The sequence below is a fragment of the Rhizobium altiplani genome, from assembly GCF_001542405.1.
GTDB classification, from domain to species: Bacteria; Pseudomonadota; Alphaproteobacteria; order Rhizobiales; family Rhizobiaceae; genus Rhizobium; species Rhizobium altiplani.
Genome location: NZ_LNCD01000120.1, coordinates 25,908 through 41,416, shown reverse-complemented (window position 1 = coordinate 41,416; position 15,509 = coordinate 25,908). Strand labels below are relative to the sequence as shown.

The window sequence follows — 15,509 nt, the reverse complement described above, 5'->3', positions numbered from 1 at the left end:
GAACACGAGGACTGTTCTTGCTATTTGCCGCGCGGCAATGCTCTCTAAAGCAACTTAGTGCGGAGAATGGCGAATTGTGACGCAGAAAATTGCTGACGATATGGATCGGAAAATCCTCAAGGAACTGATGAGCGACGCTCGCCTTCCCAACAACGAGCTTGCCGAGCGCGTCGGCCTTTCCGCATCAGCCTGCCTGCGCCGCCTGCGCCGGCTGGAGGATGCTGACATCATTCAGGGCTACACGACGCTCGTCGATCCCGCCATTGACGGCTGGACGATGACGGCGCTGGCGTCGGTTCGGCTCAGCCGCCAGCACGAGGACGAAATCCAGATGTTCGAGAGCGCGGTTCGCGGGTGGGACGAGGTACTGGAGTGCCATCTGGTCACCGGATCGCGCGACTACTTGCTGAAGGTGATGAGTTCGGGCCTCGACGACTACGAGCGGTTCATCAAGGAAAAGATCGCCCGCCTGAAATGCGTCGATACGATCGAGACAAGCTTCGTGATGAATACGATCAAGGCGCGGCGGGTGTAGTATCCGCAAGCTTGGGCACGTCGCCCGAAGGGCGAAGCGCGCGCAGCCCCTAGTCGACTTGTCACGATCCGGGCATCTATTTCGTTAGACGCCGCATGTTGCAGGCGGATGGCTGACATCGGTGCCCGCAGGGCCGGCGTGCTTCAACGCGATCATTGCGGCGCAGGCTGCATGTGGTGGATCGGGCTGCCGTCCACAGCCACCGCCTGCGCATCCTCGAGTTTCTTGATGTCGTCCTCGCTCAAGGTCGGGCGATCCACCTTGATCGTCAGCTTGTTGAGCTTGGCAGTCAGCGCGAAGGGCGGCGAGTAGTCGGCATCGTTGACGCCCGTTAGCGTGTCGGAACCGACGTCGAAAGCCTCATCCCACTGCAGGATCATGGGAAGGGTGTGTTCCATCTTCTGGGTATCCACGACCTTGCCGTCCACCTTGAGTGTGCCGGTGCCCGATCGGCCGACGCCGCTCATGTTGTTGAAGGCGAGCGTTCCGATGCCGAGGCCATCATACTGGAAGTCGAATTCGAGCATATGCTTGCCGGCAGTGAGCGCATCCGGCCCTTGCCATTTCACCCGCTTCAGATCGACCAGGTTCCAGAGGAACACCGGCTTGCCTTCGAGAAGATAGAAGCCGTAACCGGCGAAGCGGCCTCCCGAAGTCAGGATCATGCCTTCAGCGTCCCCCTGTGGCACGTCGATGTCGGCGGTGATCGTGTAGGAGCTGTTGAGCAGGGACGGCGAGTCGCCCTGCGGCAGGCCCGTCATCGGATGCGTGTAGGTGAACTCGGTGCGGCCGGCCGTGATGTTCGGGCGCGGGGCGACGATGCGTGCGGCGACCGAGGCGTCCATCGGGAAGACCTGGTATTTCTTCGCCTCGGCGAGGAAGAGATCCTTCATCGCCTTGACCTTGTCGGGATTCTCAGCGGCGACGTCCTGCGACTGGCTGAAATCCTTGCTCAGATCATAGAGCTGAAGGACCTGGTTGTTCAGCGGGTCCGGGTTGGCGGTGCCGAAGGCTTCCCAGGGAGCACGGTTGACCTTGGTGCTGAGCAGCCAGCCGTCATTGTAAAGGGCCCATTGGCCGAACATCTCGAAATACTGCGTCTTGTGGCGAGTCGGCGCCTTGGCATTCACCTTGTCGAAAGTATAGGCGAAACTCGTTCCCTCGATCGGCGCCTGCTTGATGCCGTCCACCATGTCCGGCGCCGGAATGCCTGTTACCTCAAGCAGCGTCGGGACGACATCGATCACGTGCATGAATTGCTCGCGCAAGCCACCCCTGTCGGTAATCCGTGCCGGCCAGGAGACTGCCATGTTCTGCCCGACGCCGCCGAGCCGCGAGGCGTTCTGCTTGAACCAGGAGAAGGGCGTATCGAAGGCCCAAGACCAGCCCGCCGACATGTGGTTGTAGGTCTGTTCGGTACCCCAGACGTCATACCATTTCATTTGTACATCGGTCGGCATTTCATTGATGCCGTTGAAGAACGCCACCTCATTCGGTGTGCCGAGAGGGCCGCCTTCCGCGCTCGTACCGTTGTCGCCGTTGATGTAGATGACGAGCGTGTTGTCGAGCTTGCCCATGTCCTCGATCGCCTGGACGACGCGCCCGATCTCGTGGTCGCTGTAGGCGGCGTAGGCGGCATAGATCTCCGCCTGCCTGATGAAGAGTTTCTGGTCCTCTGGTTTCAGATCGTCCCAGTTCTTGAGGATACTGGAGGGCCAGGGCTCCAGCTGCGTGTCCTGCGGAATTACCCCCAGCTTCTTCTGGTTCTCGAAGATCTGCTCGCGCAGCTTGTTCCAGCCCTGGTCGAAGAGATGCATGGCGCTGATCTTCTCCACCCACTCTTTCGTCGGGTGATGAGGCGCGTGTGTCGCGCCGGGCGCGTATTTCATGAAGAAAGGCTTGTCAGGCGCCGTCTGGTTGAGGCGAGTGAGATAATCAATGGCGTCATCAGCCATGCCGGTCACGAGGTTCCAGCCCGGCTTGCCCTCGAAAGGATAGATCTGGGTGGTGTTGCGGAACAGGTTCGGCTGCCACTGGTTCGCGTCGCCGCCGACGAAACCGTAGAAATATTCGAATCCCATGCCAGTCGGCCATTTGTCGAACGGCCCGATCGAGCTGGCGGCAAAGGCCGGGGTGTTATGGTCCTTGCCGAACCAGGAGGTGGCGTAACCATTGTCGCGCAGGATCCGGCCGATGGTGGCCTTGTCCTCGGGGATGATACTATTATAGCCGGGGAAACCCGTCGACTGCTCGGAGATCACGCCGAACCCGACGGAATGATGGTTCCGTCCGGTGATGAGGGCCGCGCGGGTCGGCGAGCACAAGGCAGTCGAGTGGACATTGTTGTAGCGAAGGCCATTGGCGGCGACGCGATCCATGGTTGGTGTCGGAACAACGCCGCCGAACGTGCTCGGCACACCGAAGCCTGCGTCATCCGTGATGACCAGCAGGATGTTCGGCGCTCCTTTCGGCGGCACGATCCGGGGCGCCCACCAGGGTTTCGAACTGAGAGCATCGTTGGTGATCGTGCCGCCGAAACTCGGGTCCGGCGCCGGCAGCTGCCTGCCATCGATGGTTGTCGTAGCACTCGGCGCACCCAGTGTTCCGGTGACTTGTTGTGCATATGCCGCTCCTGTAGCAAGAGCCAATGTTGCTACCGCGGAAGCCAGTGACATCAGTCTCGTCAGTTTCATGACGGTTCCCTCCAACTAGCCCAAAATCGAACTCCCTTTCATTCCAAGCGGTTCGTTTACTTCTGGTAGAAGATATCACGAGAGCGAGGCCAAAACCATGCGCGTGGGGCATTAGCACAATGGTGGAGTAGTCTAGGCCGGCCTCGAGGAGCGGCGGTTTATCAAGGAAAGATCGCCCGCCTGAAATGGGTCGATACGATCGAGACCAGCTTTGAGATGAATACGATCCAGGTGCGGCGGGTGTAGTATCCGCAGGCAAGCTTGATGCTTACCTGCGCCGCAGGTTTCGTCGACAACGACCGGAGGACAGCTATGACCGTGTTTCCTTACAGTTCCGCTCTCATCGTCGGTGCAGGCCCGGGCCTCAGCGCGTCGCTTGCGCGTCAGTTGGCGGGGCGCGGCGTCAAGGTCGCGCTGGCGGCACGCAATATCGACAAGCTGAGCAGGCTTGCTGGTGAAATCGGCGCGTGGATGTTTGCGGCGGATGCCGCCCAGCCGGCGTCCGTCGCCGCCCTTTTCAACGTGGTCGCGGCGGAAATCGGTGATCCGGAGGTTGTCATCTATAACGCCAGCGGCCGCCTGCGTGGTCCCTTGGCCGAACTCGATCCGGCCGCCGTCGAACAGGCAATTGCGGTCAGCGCCTATGGCGGCTTCCTTGTTTGCCAGCAGGCCGCAAGGCGCATGATCCCCCAGGGGCGCGGAGCGATCCTGCTTACCGGGGCGACGGCGAGCGTGAAGGGATATGCCCAGTCCGCCGCGTTTGCCATGGGCAAGTTCGCCCTTCGGGGCCTTGCCCAGAGCGCTGCCCGTGAATTGGGGCCGAAGGGCATTCACGTCGCCCATTTCATCATTGATGGCGGAATCCGATCCGAGATGCGCCGGGAAGACCCGGCCAAGCCGGATGCGACGCTCGACCCGGATGCCATCGCACAGACCTACATCGATGTCTTGCTGCAGCACCGAAGCGCCTGGTCGCAGGAAATAGAGGTTCGGCCGTGGACGGAATCGTTCTGATCTCCGTCTTGAGCCTTTCAGGGGACTGCCCGATTTCAGCACGCAAATCGCTGAAAATCCTGAAAAGTTAAAAAATCTCACGCCGGTTAACGGGTTATTTACCACGTTTCGTGAAAGGTGCTGTTTGAGCATTGGCGACTTGCATTCCTTTTTTCAGTCTCGCGTTTCATCGGAATGCCGCTACGCCGTACAGGTTGAGGAAAGTCTAATTGATTATCCCTTCATGAACGGTGCTCTCGCCCGCATTCCGATGCGGCGGTGACGGAAGCCAATGATCGGCCTGACAAGGGTTCGGACAGATGAAGCGAGCAAGAAGATGAACGGATCGCGATCAAATTCCCCACGGCTTTCCGACAGGGCTTCCCTCGATGCGCTGAACCGCACCATCGAAGGCCTGGAGGCGAGGATCGAGGGTCTGATGGGTGCGGGTGCTCGCGACCAGCGCCAACGCGTGCCGGCGCCGGAGCGCGACATCTACGCCGATCTCTACGCAGCCCGGGCGCCCAATGCCGCCGAAGCGCGGCCGGATCCTTTCGCAGAAATTCGCCAGCGCCAGCGCATCCTGGAAGCAAGCCGGGAACGTCCTGTTGCACGCGAACCCGCCGCCTACACGCGCGAGCAGCCGGCTCCGTCGCGTGCGCCGCTCCCTGTTGCCGAACGCGCGCCGCGTCCCTCCTCTCCCCAACCGGCCTCGGCACAACCGGCCTATCGCCCCGCGGAAGACACGATGACCGAGATCGCGCAAGCGCTCGTCAATCTTCGCCAGGACCTGAAGCGCGACATCTCCGACGGAGTGACGCGCGAAATGAACGCATTGCGCGAGGAAATCCGCAGCATCAAGGTCGGCGCGGAAGACAACCGGTTCGCCGATGACATCCGTGCCGATATGACCCGCCTCGCAAGCAGCATCGATCAGCTTGCCAGCCGCTCCAGCGCGCCTGAGGCGCAAGGGCTGCGCGGCGAGTTCGAAGAGCTCCGCTCGTTGATGGACGGGCTCGCCCGCGAGGATTCCATTCGCCACATGGAGACCCGCTGGGACGGCTTCGAGAACCAGCTGCATGCGCTCGACACCGCCGGCCTGCAGGAGGAGCTTGTGGCGCTTGCCTACCGGCTCGACGATATCAAGCGCCATATCGGCGGCATGGGGGAAAGCCCCGCCGTTCGCGCGCTGGAGGACAAGCTTATTTCCATTGCCACGGCGATGGAGCAGTTCGGCAGCATGATCCAGCCGCACGATCGGGCGATGGCCGAGCAGTTTGCGGCAATGGATAGCCGTCTCGACGAAATCAGCCGCGCTATCGCGGCAACCGGCCGCGCTGCCGCCAGCGGCGATCCGGCCATGATGCATCGTCTCGAAGGCCGCCTGAACGCATTGGGCGAGCAGATCGATATGATGGGCCACAGCGTCGCGAGCCGGGCTGCCCCGACCGATGCCCTGGCGGACCGGTTGGAAACCCTGACATTGCGCGTCGAGGAACTCGCCAACGCCGAGGCCACCTCGCGCCTCGACGAGCGCCTGGAGCATCTGTCTTACCTGCTCGAGCGTAGCCACAAGGCTGCGCCACAGCCGGAACTGACCGGTGCACTCGCAGATATCTCGCGCAAGATCGATGCACTCGAAGTCGGCTCGGTCAACGATGCGCTTGCGCAGCGCCTTGATTATCTCGCGCGCCGCATCGACGAGATGGACTTCCAGCCGCTTCAGCCTGTCGTTGCTTCCGTAGATGACAGCGCTATCAGGCGTATCGAAGGCCGGCTCGGCGATATCGTCGCGCGCCTGGAGGAAAGCACCGCGGCACCGGCGGCTGATACGCATGCGCTGCGCAACCTCGAGGACCAGATCGCAAACCTTTCGGCGCTTATGAGCGAGCCGCGGCCGGCTGCCGAACTGCCGGCGGAATTCGATCGCCGCATGGGCGCGATCGAAGATTACATGGCGACCAGCGACGAATACATCATCGAGGCTGCCCGCCAGGCGGCGGAAGCGGTGGTCGAAGCCTATGCAAGAAACGGTGCCCTGCAAGGTGGCGCGCCGGCTGCGGCTGATATGTCAGCGCTCCATGCGCTTGCCGAAGACTTGCGTCAACTCGAAGACCTGAGCCGCAGCAGCGAAGAGCGCACGCACAAGACCTTCCAGGCCCTGCACGAAACGCTCGTCCAGATCGCCGAGCGACTGGACACCATGGAAGACCGCGCGGTCGCAAGGCCGGCAGCGAGAATGCCGGCGGCCGATGTCGATTTCGCCGTCGATACGTATACGATGATGCAGGCCGGCGCCGAGGAAGCACAGAAGCCGGTGGTTTTCGGAACCCGCGCCTCGGCAAGCAGTCAGCCCGAGGTCGCCGACGAAGCGCCCGCCGTACCAGTCATGGCGACGACCGACACCAGTGTGGTCGCGATAGAAGCGGCAATGAAGCCCGTATCATCCGCAGCTCCTTCCAAGGGTAGCCTGCTTGCTGGCCTCGGCAAGCGCCTGCTGCCCGGCAAGAAGGCCAAGGCTGAAGCCGCTACCGTAGAACGCACGCTCATCGACCCGGCTCCTTCCATCGATCCGGTCGATGTGATGCCGCCGGAAGCTGCCAATGAGCCACTGGAGCCCGGCTCCGGCGCGCCTGATGTCAAGAAGATCCTGGAGCGCGTGCGCGCCAGCCAGAACGCCGCCCGCGTGAATGCGAAGCCGGCAACGGAAAACGAGCGCGCGGACTACATCGCCGCAGCCCGCCGCGCCGCGCAGGCTGCTGCGATGGAGACAGAACCGAGCGCCAAGCCACAGCCAGCCAAGGCCGACAAGAAGGCAAAGGACAAGGATGCGGTGAAGGGAAGCGCCTTCTCGCGCTTCCGCCGTCCGATCCTGCTTGCCGTCGGCGCCGTATTGCTGGCGATCATGGCGTTCCCGCTTGCCCGCACGCTGACGAGCGGCCAGCCGGCGCCATCAGCCGAAGTCGCGGTGCTGACCGATTCATCCAGCAATGCCCTGCCGGTGGACAGCGAGACGGCGCCCGACCAGGCCGTCGTAGCCGCTCCGGAGGTCCCAGCCGCGGAAGCCCCAGCCGTGGACACACTGGCCGCGCCGCTTGCGAGCAGCGATACAGCACCGGCGCCGACAGCACCCGACCATCTGACGGCCGCCGCACCGCTGACCGGCGACGCGGTTGCCCCGCTCGCGCCCTCCGGCGCTCCGCAGGACGCCTCCGGTTTCGTTGCCAAGGATACGGCGCCGGCTGCTGCCGGCATGGCGACGACGCCTGCCGCTCCGGTGGCGGAAACAGTCGGCATTGCCATTCCCGACACGGTACAGCCGAAGTCGCTCGCGGATGCCGCCAGGAGCGGCGATCCGCTGGCGCTGTTTGAAATCGGCGCCCGCTACAGCGAAGGCCGGGCCGGCGTCGCCGCCGATCCGAAGGAAGCGATAAGCTGGTATCAGCTCGCCGCCGACAAGGGCTTCGGCCCGGCGGAGTATCGCCTCGGAAACATCTACGAGAAGGGCACAGGCGTCGACCGCGACATCGCCAAGGCGAAGCAGTATTACGACCAGGCGGCAAATCGCGGCAACGCCAGCGCGATGCACAATCTCGCCGTGCTCTATGCCTCCGGCGCGCTCGGCCAGCAGGACTACAAGGCGGCCGCGGACTGGTTCGTCAAGGCGGCCGACCTCGGCATCACCGACAGCCAGTTCAACCTGGCGATCCTCTGCGCCCGCGGCAATGGGGTCACGCAGGATCTGACCGAGTCCTACAAGTGGTTTGCGATTGCCGCCAAGGGCGGTGACAAGGACGCGGCACAGAAGCGCGAAGAAGTTGCGAAAGCCATGAAGCCGGACCAGCTTGAGAAGGCGCGTGCCAAGGTTGACCAGTGGAAGGCTGTGCCGCTCGACAGCAAGGCGAATGGCGTGGATCTTCCCGACGAGTGGGTCGGCAATGCCACCAAGACCTCGACTGTCGACATGAAGAAGGCGATCCGCAACATCCAGGCGATCCTCAACAACAACGGCTTCGACGCTGGCCAGCCGGACGGCGAGATGGGCGCGAAGACGGTTGCGGCGATCAAGAACTTCCAGAAATCGATCGGCCAGGAGCCGAGCGGGAAGATCAACGACGATACGGTAAAGGCCCTGCTGGCGCGCAACAAGGGTCCTGCCACCAAGGTCTGACCAAAGGTTTGTCGATCTCCCATGCCGCGCATGAGAGATCGACGCGGATACGCGCTTGGCGTGCAGGTCCGTACAAGCTTCGCCGAATATCTATGAGCACAGGCTCTGAATTCAGTTCGTCGGGCCGAGAATGGCACGATTGCATTTATCGCGGTTCGAGCAGAGTAATTTCGCACTCGACGTGTATTTCTTTCGCAAACGCTATTTGCAAAATATTGCAACTATGATTCTTCTTGCTGCGTAAGTGCTCTGCGTATCGTGATTCGTGAATATCTTGGATGCTGAATGATTTGGCGGAGATTCCGAATGATAGGTCTGGATATTGAGAGTTGGGCGCTGACGCGAGCTCACCATATTGTCCTGAACGAGGGATTGAATCTTGCGAAGGCGGCGCAAGATCTGGATCGCAAGCGGTCGCGCACGCTGGTCTACGAGCTTCAGAAAGTTATCGCTGCCGCCATTCTTGAAGCGCATGCAGCCTCGATCAGTCCCAACAGACTGCAGGCGGGGCAGGAAGCCTGATTTTGTCTTGCCTGGACGCGGTGGCCTTCGGCTAAGCTCGGCGACTCCGGCCGTTGCAAAGGGCGGAGGAGGAACCCCATGAAGAGAACCTACACGGGCAGCTGCCATTGCGGCAAAATCCGCTACGAGGTCGATGCCGATCTCCGGGCCGGTACCGGCCGCTGTAATTGCTCGGTCTGCGGCAAGCGGCGCTATTGGGGCGCGATCGTCAAGCCTGAGGATTTCCGCCTGCTGTGCGAGGAGGCAGCGGCGGGTGACTACCAGTTCGCATCGATGAGCGGCCATCACCGCTTCTGCCGGATCTGCGGCCTGCATGCCTACGGGCATGGCCATATTCCCGAGATCGGCGGCGACTACGTTTCAATCAACATCGCCTGCCTCGACGACATAACGCCGGAGGAGCTTGCCGCGCTACCCATCCGCTACATGGATGGGCGCCACGACAACTGGTGGAATGAGCCGGCGGTTACGAGTTACCTCTAGGCCCCTTCAGGGTTCCAGTCTCAGGCAGGCAGCCTCGCAGCCCTGCTGCGTTCGGCGCGAAGGCCGAGAAGCCCGGCGCCGGTCACCAGAATGATCGCCGTTGCGTAGAGATCGGTGGTCAGCTGGTAGCCGAGAGACTTGGCGAGGAAGCCGGCGAGAATGGCCGGAAGGCTAAACGCCAGATAGCTCTGGATATAGAAAGCCGACAACAGGCCGGCGCGCTCGTCGGCCTTGGCGAGCGGCATGATCGTGCCGATCGACCCGAGGAAATTTGTACCGAAACCGGCGCCGGTAAAGAAGGTGCCGACGAGCAGCAGCGGAACGTTGCCGAGGTGGACGCCGGCGACAACAGTCAGAATTCCAAGTGTGGTTGCCGCCGTGCCGAAGCCGAGATTGGCCGCACCGGATTTGCTGCGCCTGAGATAGACAGCAACCGCCCCCGACACCATCAGCGCCGTCACGATCAACCCGCCCGTGAGCGGCGCCCGGCTGCCGGTCGTGCTGGCAACCAATGACGGAACCAGCGAGAGGTAGAAGCCGCCAAGCGTCCAATTGGCGATGTTGATTGGCGTTACCAAGGCGAGCGGCCGTTTTACCTGCGGCGGAATCGAAATTGTCGGCTTCAACGAATTCCAGAAGCCCGGCCGACGGCCGCCTGTCTCCGGGGTCACCCAGATGGCGCCGGCTTGGCCGGCGAAAGCCGCGAGCAGGATGGCATAGACGAGGTGGAGCGGGAAGGGGCCGTACTGGATCAGGGCGCTTGTGCCGACTGCACCCACCGCCATGCCGGAGAGCGGTGCGATGGAGTTGACGATCTGGCCCTTCGCCCGGTCGACGTCGACCAGTGCCGCGCCAATCGCGGCGCCGGCAATCCCGGTTGCCAGGCCTTGCAAGATCCGCGCCGCGATCAGCCAGTCTGGGCCGCTTGCCACCACGAACAACGCCATGGCGACGATCTCCAACATCAGGGCGGCGAAGATCACCGGCTTGCGGCCGAGGTGATCGGAGATCGAGCCCGCTATCAGCAGTGCTGCCAGGAGCGCGAAGGCATAGACCGCAAAGATCACTGTGATCAGCAACGGCGAGACCGCAAAGCTTTCCTGATAGATTCGATAGAGCGGCGTCGGCGCTGCGGAAGCGCCGAAGAAGGTTGCCAGCGTAATTGCATGGAAGGGGATCGGATTACGAGAGGTCGGTGTGGATTTGGCGGCGCCGAACATATATAAGCCTCTTAAAGCTAATTTGTTGCGTTAGCCATGTAGGTCGACCTGCCGCTAAAAGCAAATAATTTGCGTTAACAGCTCGATCAAAGATTTTGAACCATGCGCCGGCGCAGGAAACAGGACGTTAGAAAATGGCAGCAAAAGAAAATCCCCGGCCGGGCGGCCGCAGTGCCAGGGTGCAGGCTTCAGTGCATCAGGCAGTCCGCGAACTGCTTGCTGACATGGACCGGGTAGACGTCACGATCCCGCTGATTGCAGCAAAGGCCGGCGTTACCCCGTCGACCATCTACCGTCGCTGGGGCGACCTGCAGGAATTGCTGGCCGACGTCGCCGTCGAGCGCCTGCGCCCGGACATGCAGCCGATCGACACCGGCAGCGGCCGAAGCGATCTTGAAGCCTGGGCGGAACAGTATGCCGAGGAGATGTCTTCCGGCGTTGGGCGCGAGATTATTCGCGACGTGCTGGCCGCGCAGGACAACGCCAATGCCGCCAAGTGCTGCGCCTTCACCCGCGAGCAGGTGGAACTGCTGAGCGATCGGGCGCTCTCGCGCGGCGAGAGCTTTCCGCCGGTCGATAGCGTGATGGATCAGGTCGTTGCGCCGATCATCTACCGCATTCTTTTCGGCGACGAGCCAACCGCCGAGCGTGTGCGCGGCCTCGTGTCCGGCGTGATGGCGAAGGGGGCGGCGGTCACTCCGCCGCCGCGCGCTTCTGGGCGGAAATCTGCGTGATGTAGGCCCTCAACGCCGCCGGGCGCACCGGTTTGTGTTGCAGCCCAATGCCGTGCCGCTCGACTTCGGCGCGGACCTCCGGCGTGCGGTCGGCCGTGACGATCAGCGCCGGAATGAACGCCATGAAACGCTCCCTGAGCGTCAGGATGGCAGAAACGCCGGTACCGTCGCCGAGGTGATAGTCCGCGATCACGAGATCCGGCGGCGGCTGGAGTGTATCGAGCGCGCCGACATCGGCCAGCGAACCCAGGCATCGCACCTCGCAGCCCCAGCCGCTGATCAGCAGTTGCATGCCTTCCAGAATATGCGGCTCGTTATCGACACAGAGGATCTTCAATCCCTGCAGGCTCTGCGCCGAATGCTCCAACGGCTGGGCAGCGCCCAATCGCTCGGGTAGTCGCGACGCGTCGCGCGGCATGATGATGCGGAAATCCGTGCCCTTGCCGTGTGTCGAGTGGAGTTCAACCGGGTGATTGAGGACACGCGCGATGCGATCGACGATCGAGAGGCCGAGGCCCAATCCGGAAGCCGTCCGGGCGCCTTCGTCGAGACGGGCGAATTCCTTGAAGACCGTCCGGAACTTCGAAGGCGGAATGCCGATCCCGGAATCCATCACCTGGATGACGACGTGATGTCCGCGCCGACGCGCACCAACCAGCACCTTTCCGTCGATCGTGTATTTGATCGCGTTGGAAACAAGGTTCTGCACGAGGCGGCGAAGCAGGTTGGGATCAGAGCGGACCCGAAGCGAGGTTGGCATCACCACCAGCTTCAGGTTTTTCTCACGGGCGATCGGCTCGAAGTCGGTTTGGATCCGCTCTAGCAAGTCAGAGAGGGGCACGGAGGCGAGGCGTGGCCGCATTGCCCCGGTGTCCAGCCGCGAAATATCGAGAACCGCGCCAAGGATGGTTTCGACCGATTCCAGCGCGGAATCGATGTTGCGAACGATCGCACTGCTTTCGGACTTTCCCATGCGCTCGACAAGCGCCGAGGAATAGAGCCGGGCCGCATTGAGCGGCTGCAGGATGTCGTGGCCGGCAGCGGCGAAGAAGCGTGTCTTTCCTAGATTGGCTTCATCAGCGGCGGCTCTCGCTTCGCCGAGTTCGCGATTGACGCGGGTCAGTTCCGCCGTCCGCTCGGCAACGCGCTGTTCCAGCGTTTCGTTCGCCTGCTTGAGCGCTCGGTCGGCGGCGACGCGTTGGGTGATGTCGGTAAAGGTTGCGACGATGCCCTTGTCCGGCATCGCATTGGAGCGCACTTCGATGATGCGTTCGCCGCCGCCGAGCACCAGCGCGAAGGGCTTGTCCAGCGTCAGGAAGTGCCGGACGGTCTGGTTGACGTCGCCGGCTGGCACATCGCCGCGCTGGCTGAGGATCGCCACGATGTCGGCGAGCGGGAAGCCCACCTGTCCGGTATTCTCCGGAAGGTCCAGCAACTGCCGGAAACGGCGGTTCCAGATCGTCAGGTTGTTCGAGCTGTCGAAGACAGCGATGCCCTGGTCCATCTGAGACAGCGCGGTCTGCAGCATGTCCTGGTTATATTGCAACGCCTCGCTTGCCTGGTCGAGCAGCCAGGCCGTGTCGGCCGAGGCGTCCTCCACTTTCTGGAGGATCAGCGACAGCACCAGCCGAGCGGAGGAAGAGCCGATGGCGCTGCCGAGCAGCTGTTCGGCAAAGTGAATGAGCGCCATGTCGGCTGGTTGGTCGTCCTCGAGCTTGCGGCCCGAATTCTGCTGGTAGGTCTGGAACGAGCGCTCCATGCGCTCCTCGCCGAGATAGCGGGACACTGTCGTCTTCAGGTCGCCAACGCTGATGCGGGTCTTCCAGCCGCGCGTGGCAAACTGCGAGCGGGACTGCCGCTTGACGAAGATGCCGGCCTGGATGCGTTCGAGCGGCCGCGCATTGCGGGTCACCGATCCGACGACGAAGGAGGCGGTGTTGACAAGCAGGCTCATGACCGTGGCATTGACAAGCGGATCGGCATCTGGTGCCGAAAAGATCGTCGTGCCGGGAAAGATGAAACCGAGGACTGCGCTTGCGACACCCGAATAGTCCGGTCCGCCAAGCGAAGGCAGGAACAGCAGGTAGACCCAAATCACGAAGCCCGACGTCAGCCCAAGAATGGCACCGCGCGCATTGGCTCGCCGCCAGACAAGGCCACCAAACAAGGAAGGGGCCATCTGCGCAATCGCGGCGAAGGAGAGGAGGCCGATCGAGGCCAGCCCCGTCGTGCTGTCTGTTGAACGATAATAGGCGTAGCCGAGCAGCAGTACGGCGAAGATCGCACTGCGTCTTATGTTGAGCAGCGTCTTGGCGAAATCGCTGCGCTGACCTGTGCGATCGACCAGCTTCCGGTGCAGGAATATCGGCATGATGATGTCGTTCGACACCATGATCGACAGCGCCACCGAAGCGACGATCACCATGGCGGTCGCAGCGGAAAAGCCGCCGATGAAGGTAATCAGCGAGACAAAGGGCATCTGCCCGGTAAGCGGTAGCGAAAGCACGTAGAGATCGGCATTGCCGCTGCCGCCAAACGTCAGCAGGCCACCGATCGCCACCGGCAGCACGAAGAGATTGATGGCAACGAGATAGAGAGGGAAGAGGAAGCCGGCCAGCCGAAGCTCCCGGGCCGTCCTGTTCTCGACAACCGTGACGTGGAATTGTCGCGGCAGCATGATGATCGCGAATGCGGACAACAGCGTCAGCGTGATCCAGCGGCTGATGGGGGTCTGGTAGTTCAGGGCCGAGAGCACGAGCTGGTTTTCGCTGGCCTTCTGCCAGAGGTCGGATGGACCGTCGAAAAGGAACCAGACCACGCAGACACCGGCCGTGAGGAAGGCAAACAGCTTGACTACAGACTCCATGGCGACGGCAAGGATTAACCCGTCCTGGTGCTCGGTCGCATCCGTGTGGCGCGTGCCGAACATGATCGCGAAGCAGGCGAGCACGAGTGTTACGAGCAGTGGCAGGTCGAGAAAATAGAGGTTGCCGCTGCCGATGCCGTAATCCGACGGGTTGAGCATTGCCGTCACGGTGCTCGACACGGATTTGAGCTGGAGGGCGATATAGGGGATGGCGCCGACGAGCGAGATCAATGCCACAATTGTCGCGACCGCCGGATTCTTGCCGTAGCGTGCGGAGATGAAATCGGCGACGGATGTCAGCTTCTCGGCCTTGGCGAGCCCGATGATCCGCCGCAGCACCGGCATCCCGAGCGTGAAGACGAGGATCGGGCCGATATAGATGCCGAGGAATTCCAGCCCGCGTTGCGATGCCAATCCGACACCACCGAAATACGTCCAGGAGGTGCAGTAGATCGCGAGGCTGAGTGCATAGACCGCGGGGCGGCCGCCAACGGGCGTTCCGAACATCCGACGCCTGCGGTCGCCATGGCTCGCGACCGCAAAGAGCAGCAGCAGATAGCCGAAAGCAGATGCAAGTATGACCCAGCCTGGCAGCATTGAACCTCCACCGATGCACCACGCACCGGTTCTCCCGGACAGTTGCAGATTACGGGAATTTGGCGTCCTTGAACATCAGCGGGTGTATAGGTCTTAAGTCAAAGACCGCACGCCGGTCCAATAATTTGTAATTGGCAATTGAATAATTGCATCGAACATGTAGCTAATAAAAACAATGACCTGTCAGTGCGACTGCATCAGAGGGAGACGGATCGGATGCTCAATGAGTTTAAAGCATTTATCGCCCGCGGCAATGTCATGGACCTTGCTGTCGGTGTTATCATCGGCGGCGCTTTCGGGGGGATCGTCAGGTCGCTGGTGGACGATATCATCATGCCGATCGTCGGTGCCATTTTCGGCGGCTTCGACTTTTCCAACTATTTCATCGGCCTGTCGTCCAGCGTGAACGCGCCGACACTGACCGCAGCCCGCCAGCAGGGCGCGGTCCTGGCCTATGGCAGCTTCATTACGGTTTTGATCAACTTCCTGATTCTCGCATGGATCATCTTCCTGATGGTCAAGGGCGTGAATACGCTCCAGAAGCAGGTGGACAAGCAGATGAAGATCAAGGAGGCCAAGGACGAGGCGGCCGCGCCGCCGGCCGATGTGGCGCTGCTGACGGAAATTCGCGACCTGCTGGCCAAGCGTCCGGCCGTCTGATGAGATTATGAGCCTTCGCCGACGGGCGCGGGGCT

General features: G+C 62.0%; 10 protein-coding genes and 1 pseudogene. 8 read left to right on the top strand and 3 right to left on the bottom strand.

The window, feature by feature from the left end; all coding sequences use genetic code 11:
* Window positions 1-76 precede the first annotated feature (76 nt).
* Window positions 77-535 (top strand): Lrp/AsnC family transcriptional regulator, encoded by a 459-nt coding sequence (locus AS026_RS27420; RefSeq protein WP_062373215.1) that lies wholly within the window; start codon window positions 77-79, stop codon window positions 533-535.
* 152 nt (window positions 536-687) lie between these two features.
* Here AS026_RS27420 and AS026_RS27415 read toward each other — a convergent pair whose 3' ends face one another.
* Window positions 688-3,228 carry an arylsulfatase gene (locus AS026_RS27415; protein ID WP_062373211.1) on the bottom strand — a complete coding sequence of 847 codons (2,541 nt, stop codon included), beginning with the start codon at window positions 3,226-3,228 and terminating at the stop codon, window positions 688-690.
* A gap of 139 nt (window positions 3,229-3,367) precedes the next feature.
* On the opposite strand from AS026_RS27415, the pseudogene AS026_RS44675 reads away from it, so the two are divergent.
* The 5 genes and pseudogenes from AS026_RS44675 to AS026_RS27395 form a co-directional block, all read left to right on the top strand.
* A pseudogene (locus AS026_RS44675) lies at window positions 3,368-3,474 on the top strand (Lrp/AsnC family transcriptional regulator); the annotation flags it as partial.
* 66 nt (window positions 3,475-3,540) lie between these two features.
* Window positions 3,541-4,242, top strand: coding sequence for an SDR family NAD(P)-dependent oxidoreductase (locus AS026_RS27410; RefSeq protein ID WP_062373208.1), 702 nt, complete (start codon window positions 3,541-3,543; stop codon window positions 4,240-4,242).
* Window positions 4,243-4,558: 316 nt separating this feature from the next.
* On the top strand, window positions 4,559-8,392 hold the full coding sequence (locus AS026_RS27405; protein WP_062373469.1) for a peptidoglycan-binding protein: 3,834 nt from the start codon (window positions 4,559-4,561) through the stop codon (window positions 8,390-8,392).
* 306 nt (window positions 8,393-8,698) lie between these two features.
* Window positions 8,699-8,914, top strand: a complete 216-nt coding sequence (locus tag AS026_RS27400; RefSeq protein ID WP_062373205.1) for a hypothetical protein — start codon at window positions 8,699-8,701, stop codon at window positions 8,912-8,914.
* Window positions 8,915-8,992: 78 nt separating this feature from the next.
* Window positions 8,993-9,397: a GFA family protein gene (locus AS026_RS27395; RefSeq protein ID WP_062373203.1), complete on the top strand. Its 405-nt coding sequence runs from the start codon at window positions 8,993-8,995 to the stop codon at window positions 9,395-9,397.
* Window positions 9,398-9,417: 20 nt separating this feature from the next.
* On the opposite strand, the gene AS026_RS27390 is transcribed toward AS026_RS27395, so the two are convergent.
* The gene (locus AS026_RS27390) at window positions 9,418-10,617 is read right to left on the bottom strand and encodes an MFS transporter (protein ID WP_062373200.1); all 1,200 of its coding nucleotides are present in this window, start codon (window positions 10,615-10,617) and stop codon (window positions 9,418-9,420) included.
* Window positions 10,618-10,751: 134 nt separating this feature from the next.
* Here AS026_RS27390 and AS026_RS27385 point away from each other — a divergent pair, with 134 nt between their 5' ends.
* Window positions 10,752-11,351, top strand: a complete 600-nt coding sequence (locus tag AS026_RS27385) for a TetR/AcrR family transcriptional regulator (RefSeq protein ID WP_062373195.1) — start codon at window positions 10,752-10,754, stop codon at window positions 11,349-11,351.
* Here the strand turns inward: AS026_RS27385 and AS026_RS27380 are convergent.
* Entirely contained in the window at window positions 11,311-14,814 is a 3,504-nt protein-coding gene (locus tag AS026_RS27380) for a PAS domain-containing hybrid sensor histidine kinase/response regulator (RefSeq protein WP_062373192.1), read from the bottom strand. The genes AS026_RS27385 and AS026_RS27380 overlap by 41 nt on opposite strands.
* 216 nt (window positions 14,815-15,030) lie before the next feature.
* Between AS026_RS27380 and mscL the strand changes: the two genes are divergently transcribed.
* The gene (gene mscL / locus AS026_RS27375) at window positions 15,031-15,474 is read left to right on the top strand and encodes a large conductance mechanosensitive channel protein MscL (RefSeq protein WP_062373188.1); all 444 of its coding nucleotides are present in this window, start codon (window positions 15,031-15,033) and stop codon (window positions 15,472-15,474) included.
* Window positions 15,475-15,509 lie beyond the last annotated feature (35 nt).

What these genes read in the sequence shown, in the direction of transcription:
- mscL (WP_062373188.1), top strand. Translation starts at nt 15,031, where the DNA reads ATGCTCAATGAGTTTAAAGCATTTATCGCCCGCGGCAATGTCATGGAC.
- AS026_RS27390 (WP_062373200.1), bottom strand. Translation starts at nt 10,617, where the DNA reads ATGTTCGGCGCCGCCAAATCCACACCGACCTCTCGTAATCCGATCCCC.
- AS026_RS27415 (WP_062373211.1), bottom strand. Translation starts at nt 3,228, where the DNA reads ATGAAACTGACGAGACTGATGTCACTGGCTTCCGCGGTAGCAACATTG.
- AS026_RS27405 (WP_062373469.1), top strand. Translation starts at nt 4,559, where the DNA reads ATGAACGGATCGCGATCAAATTCCCCACGGCTTTCCGACAGGGCTTCC.
- AS026_RS27380 (WP_062373192.1), bottom strand. Translation starts at nt 14,814, where the DNA reads ATGCTGCCAGGCTGGGTCATACTTGCATCTGCTTTCGGCTATCTGCTG.
- AS026_RS27400 (WP_062373205.1), top strand. Translation starts at nt 8,699, where the DNA reads ATGATAGGTCTGGATATTGAGAGTTGGGCGCTGACGCGAGCTCACCAT.
- AS026_RS27410 (WP_062373208.1), top strand. Translation starts at nt 3,541, where the DNA reads ATGACCGTGTTTCCTTACAGTTCCGCTCTCATCGTCGGTGCAGGCCCG.
- AS026_RS27395 (WP_062373203.1), top strand. Translation starts at nt 8,993, where the DNA reads ATGAAGAGAACCTACACGGGCAGCTGCCATTGCGGCAAAATCCGCTAC.
- AS026_RS27385 (WP_062373195.1), top strand. Translation starts at nt 10,752, where the DNA reads ATGGCAGCAAAAGAAAATCCCCGGCCGGGCGGCCGCAGTGCCAGGGTG.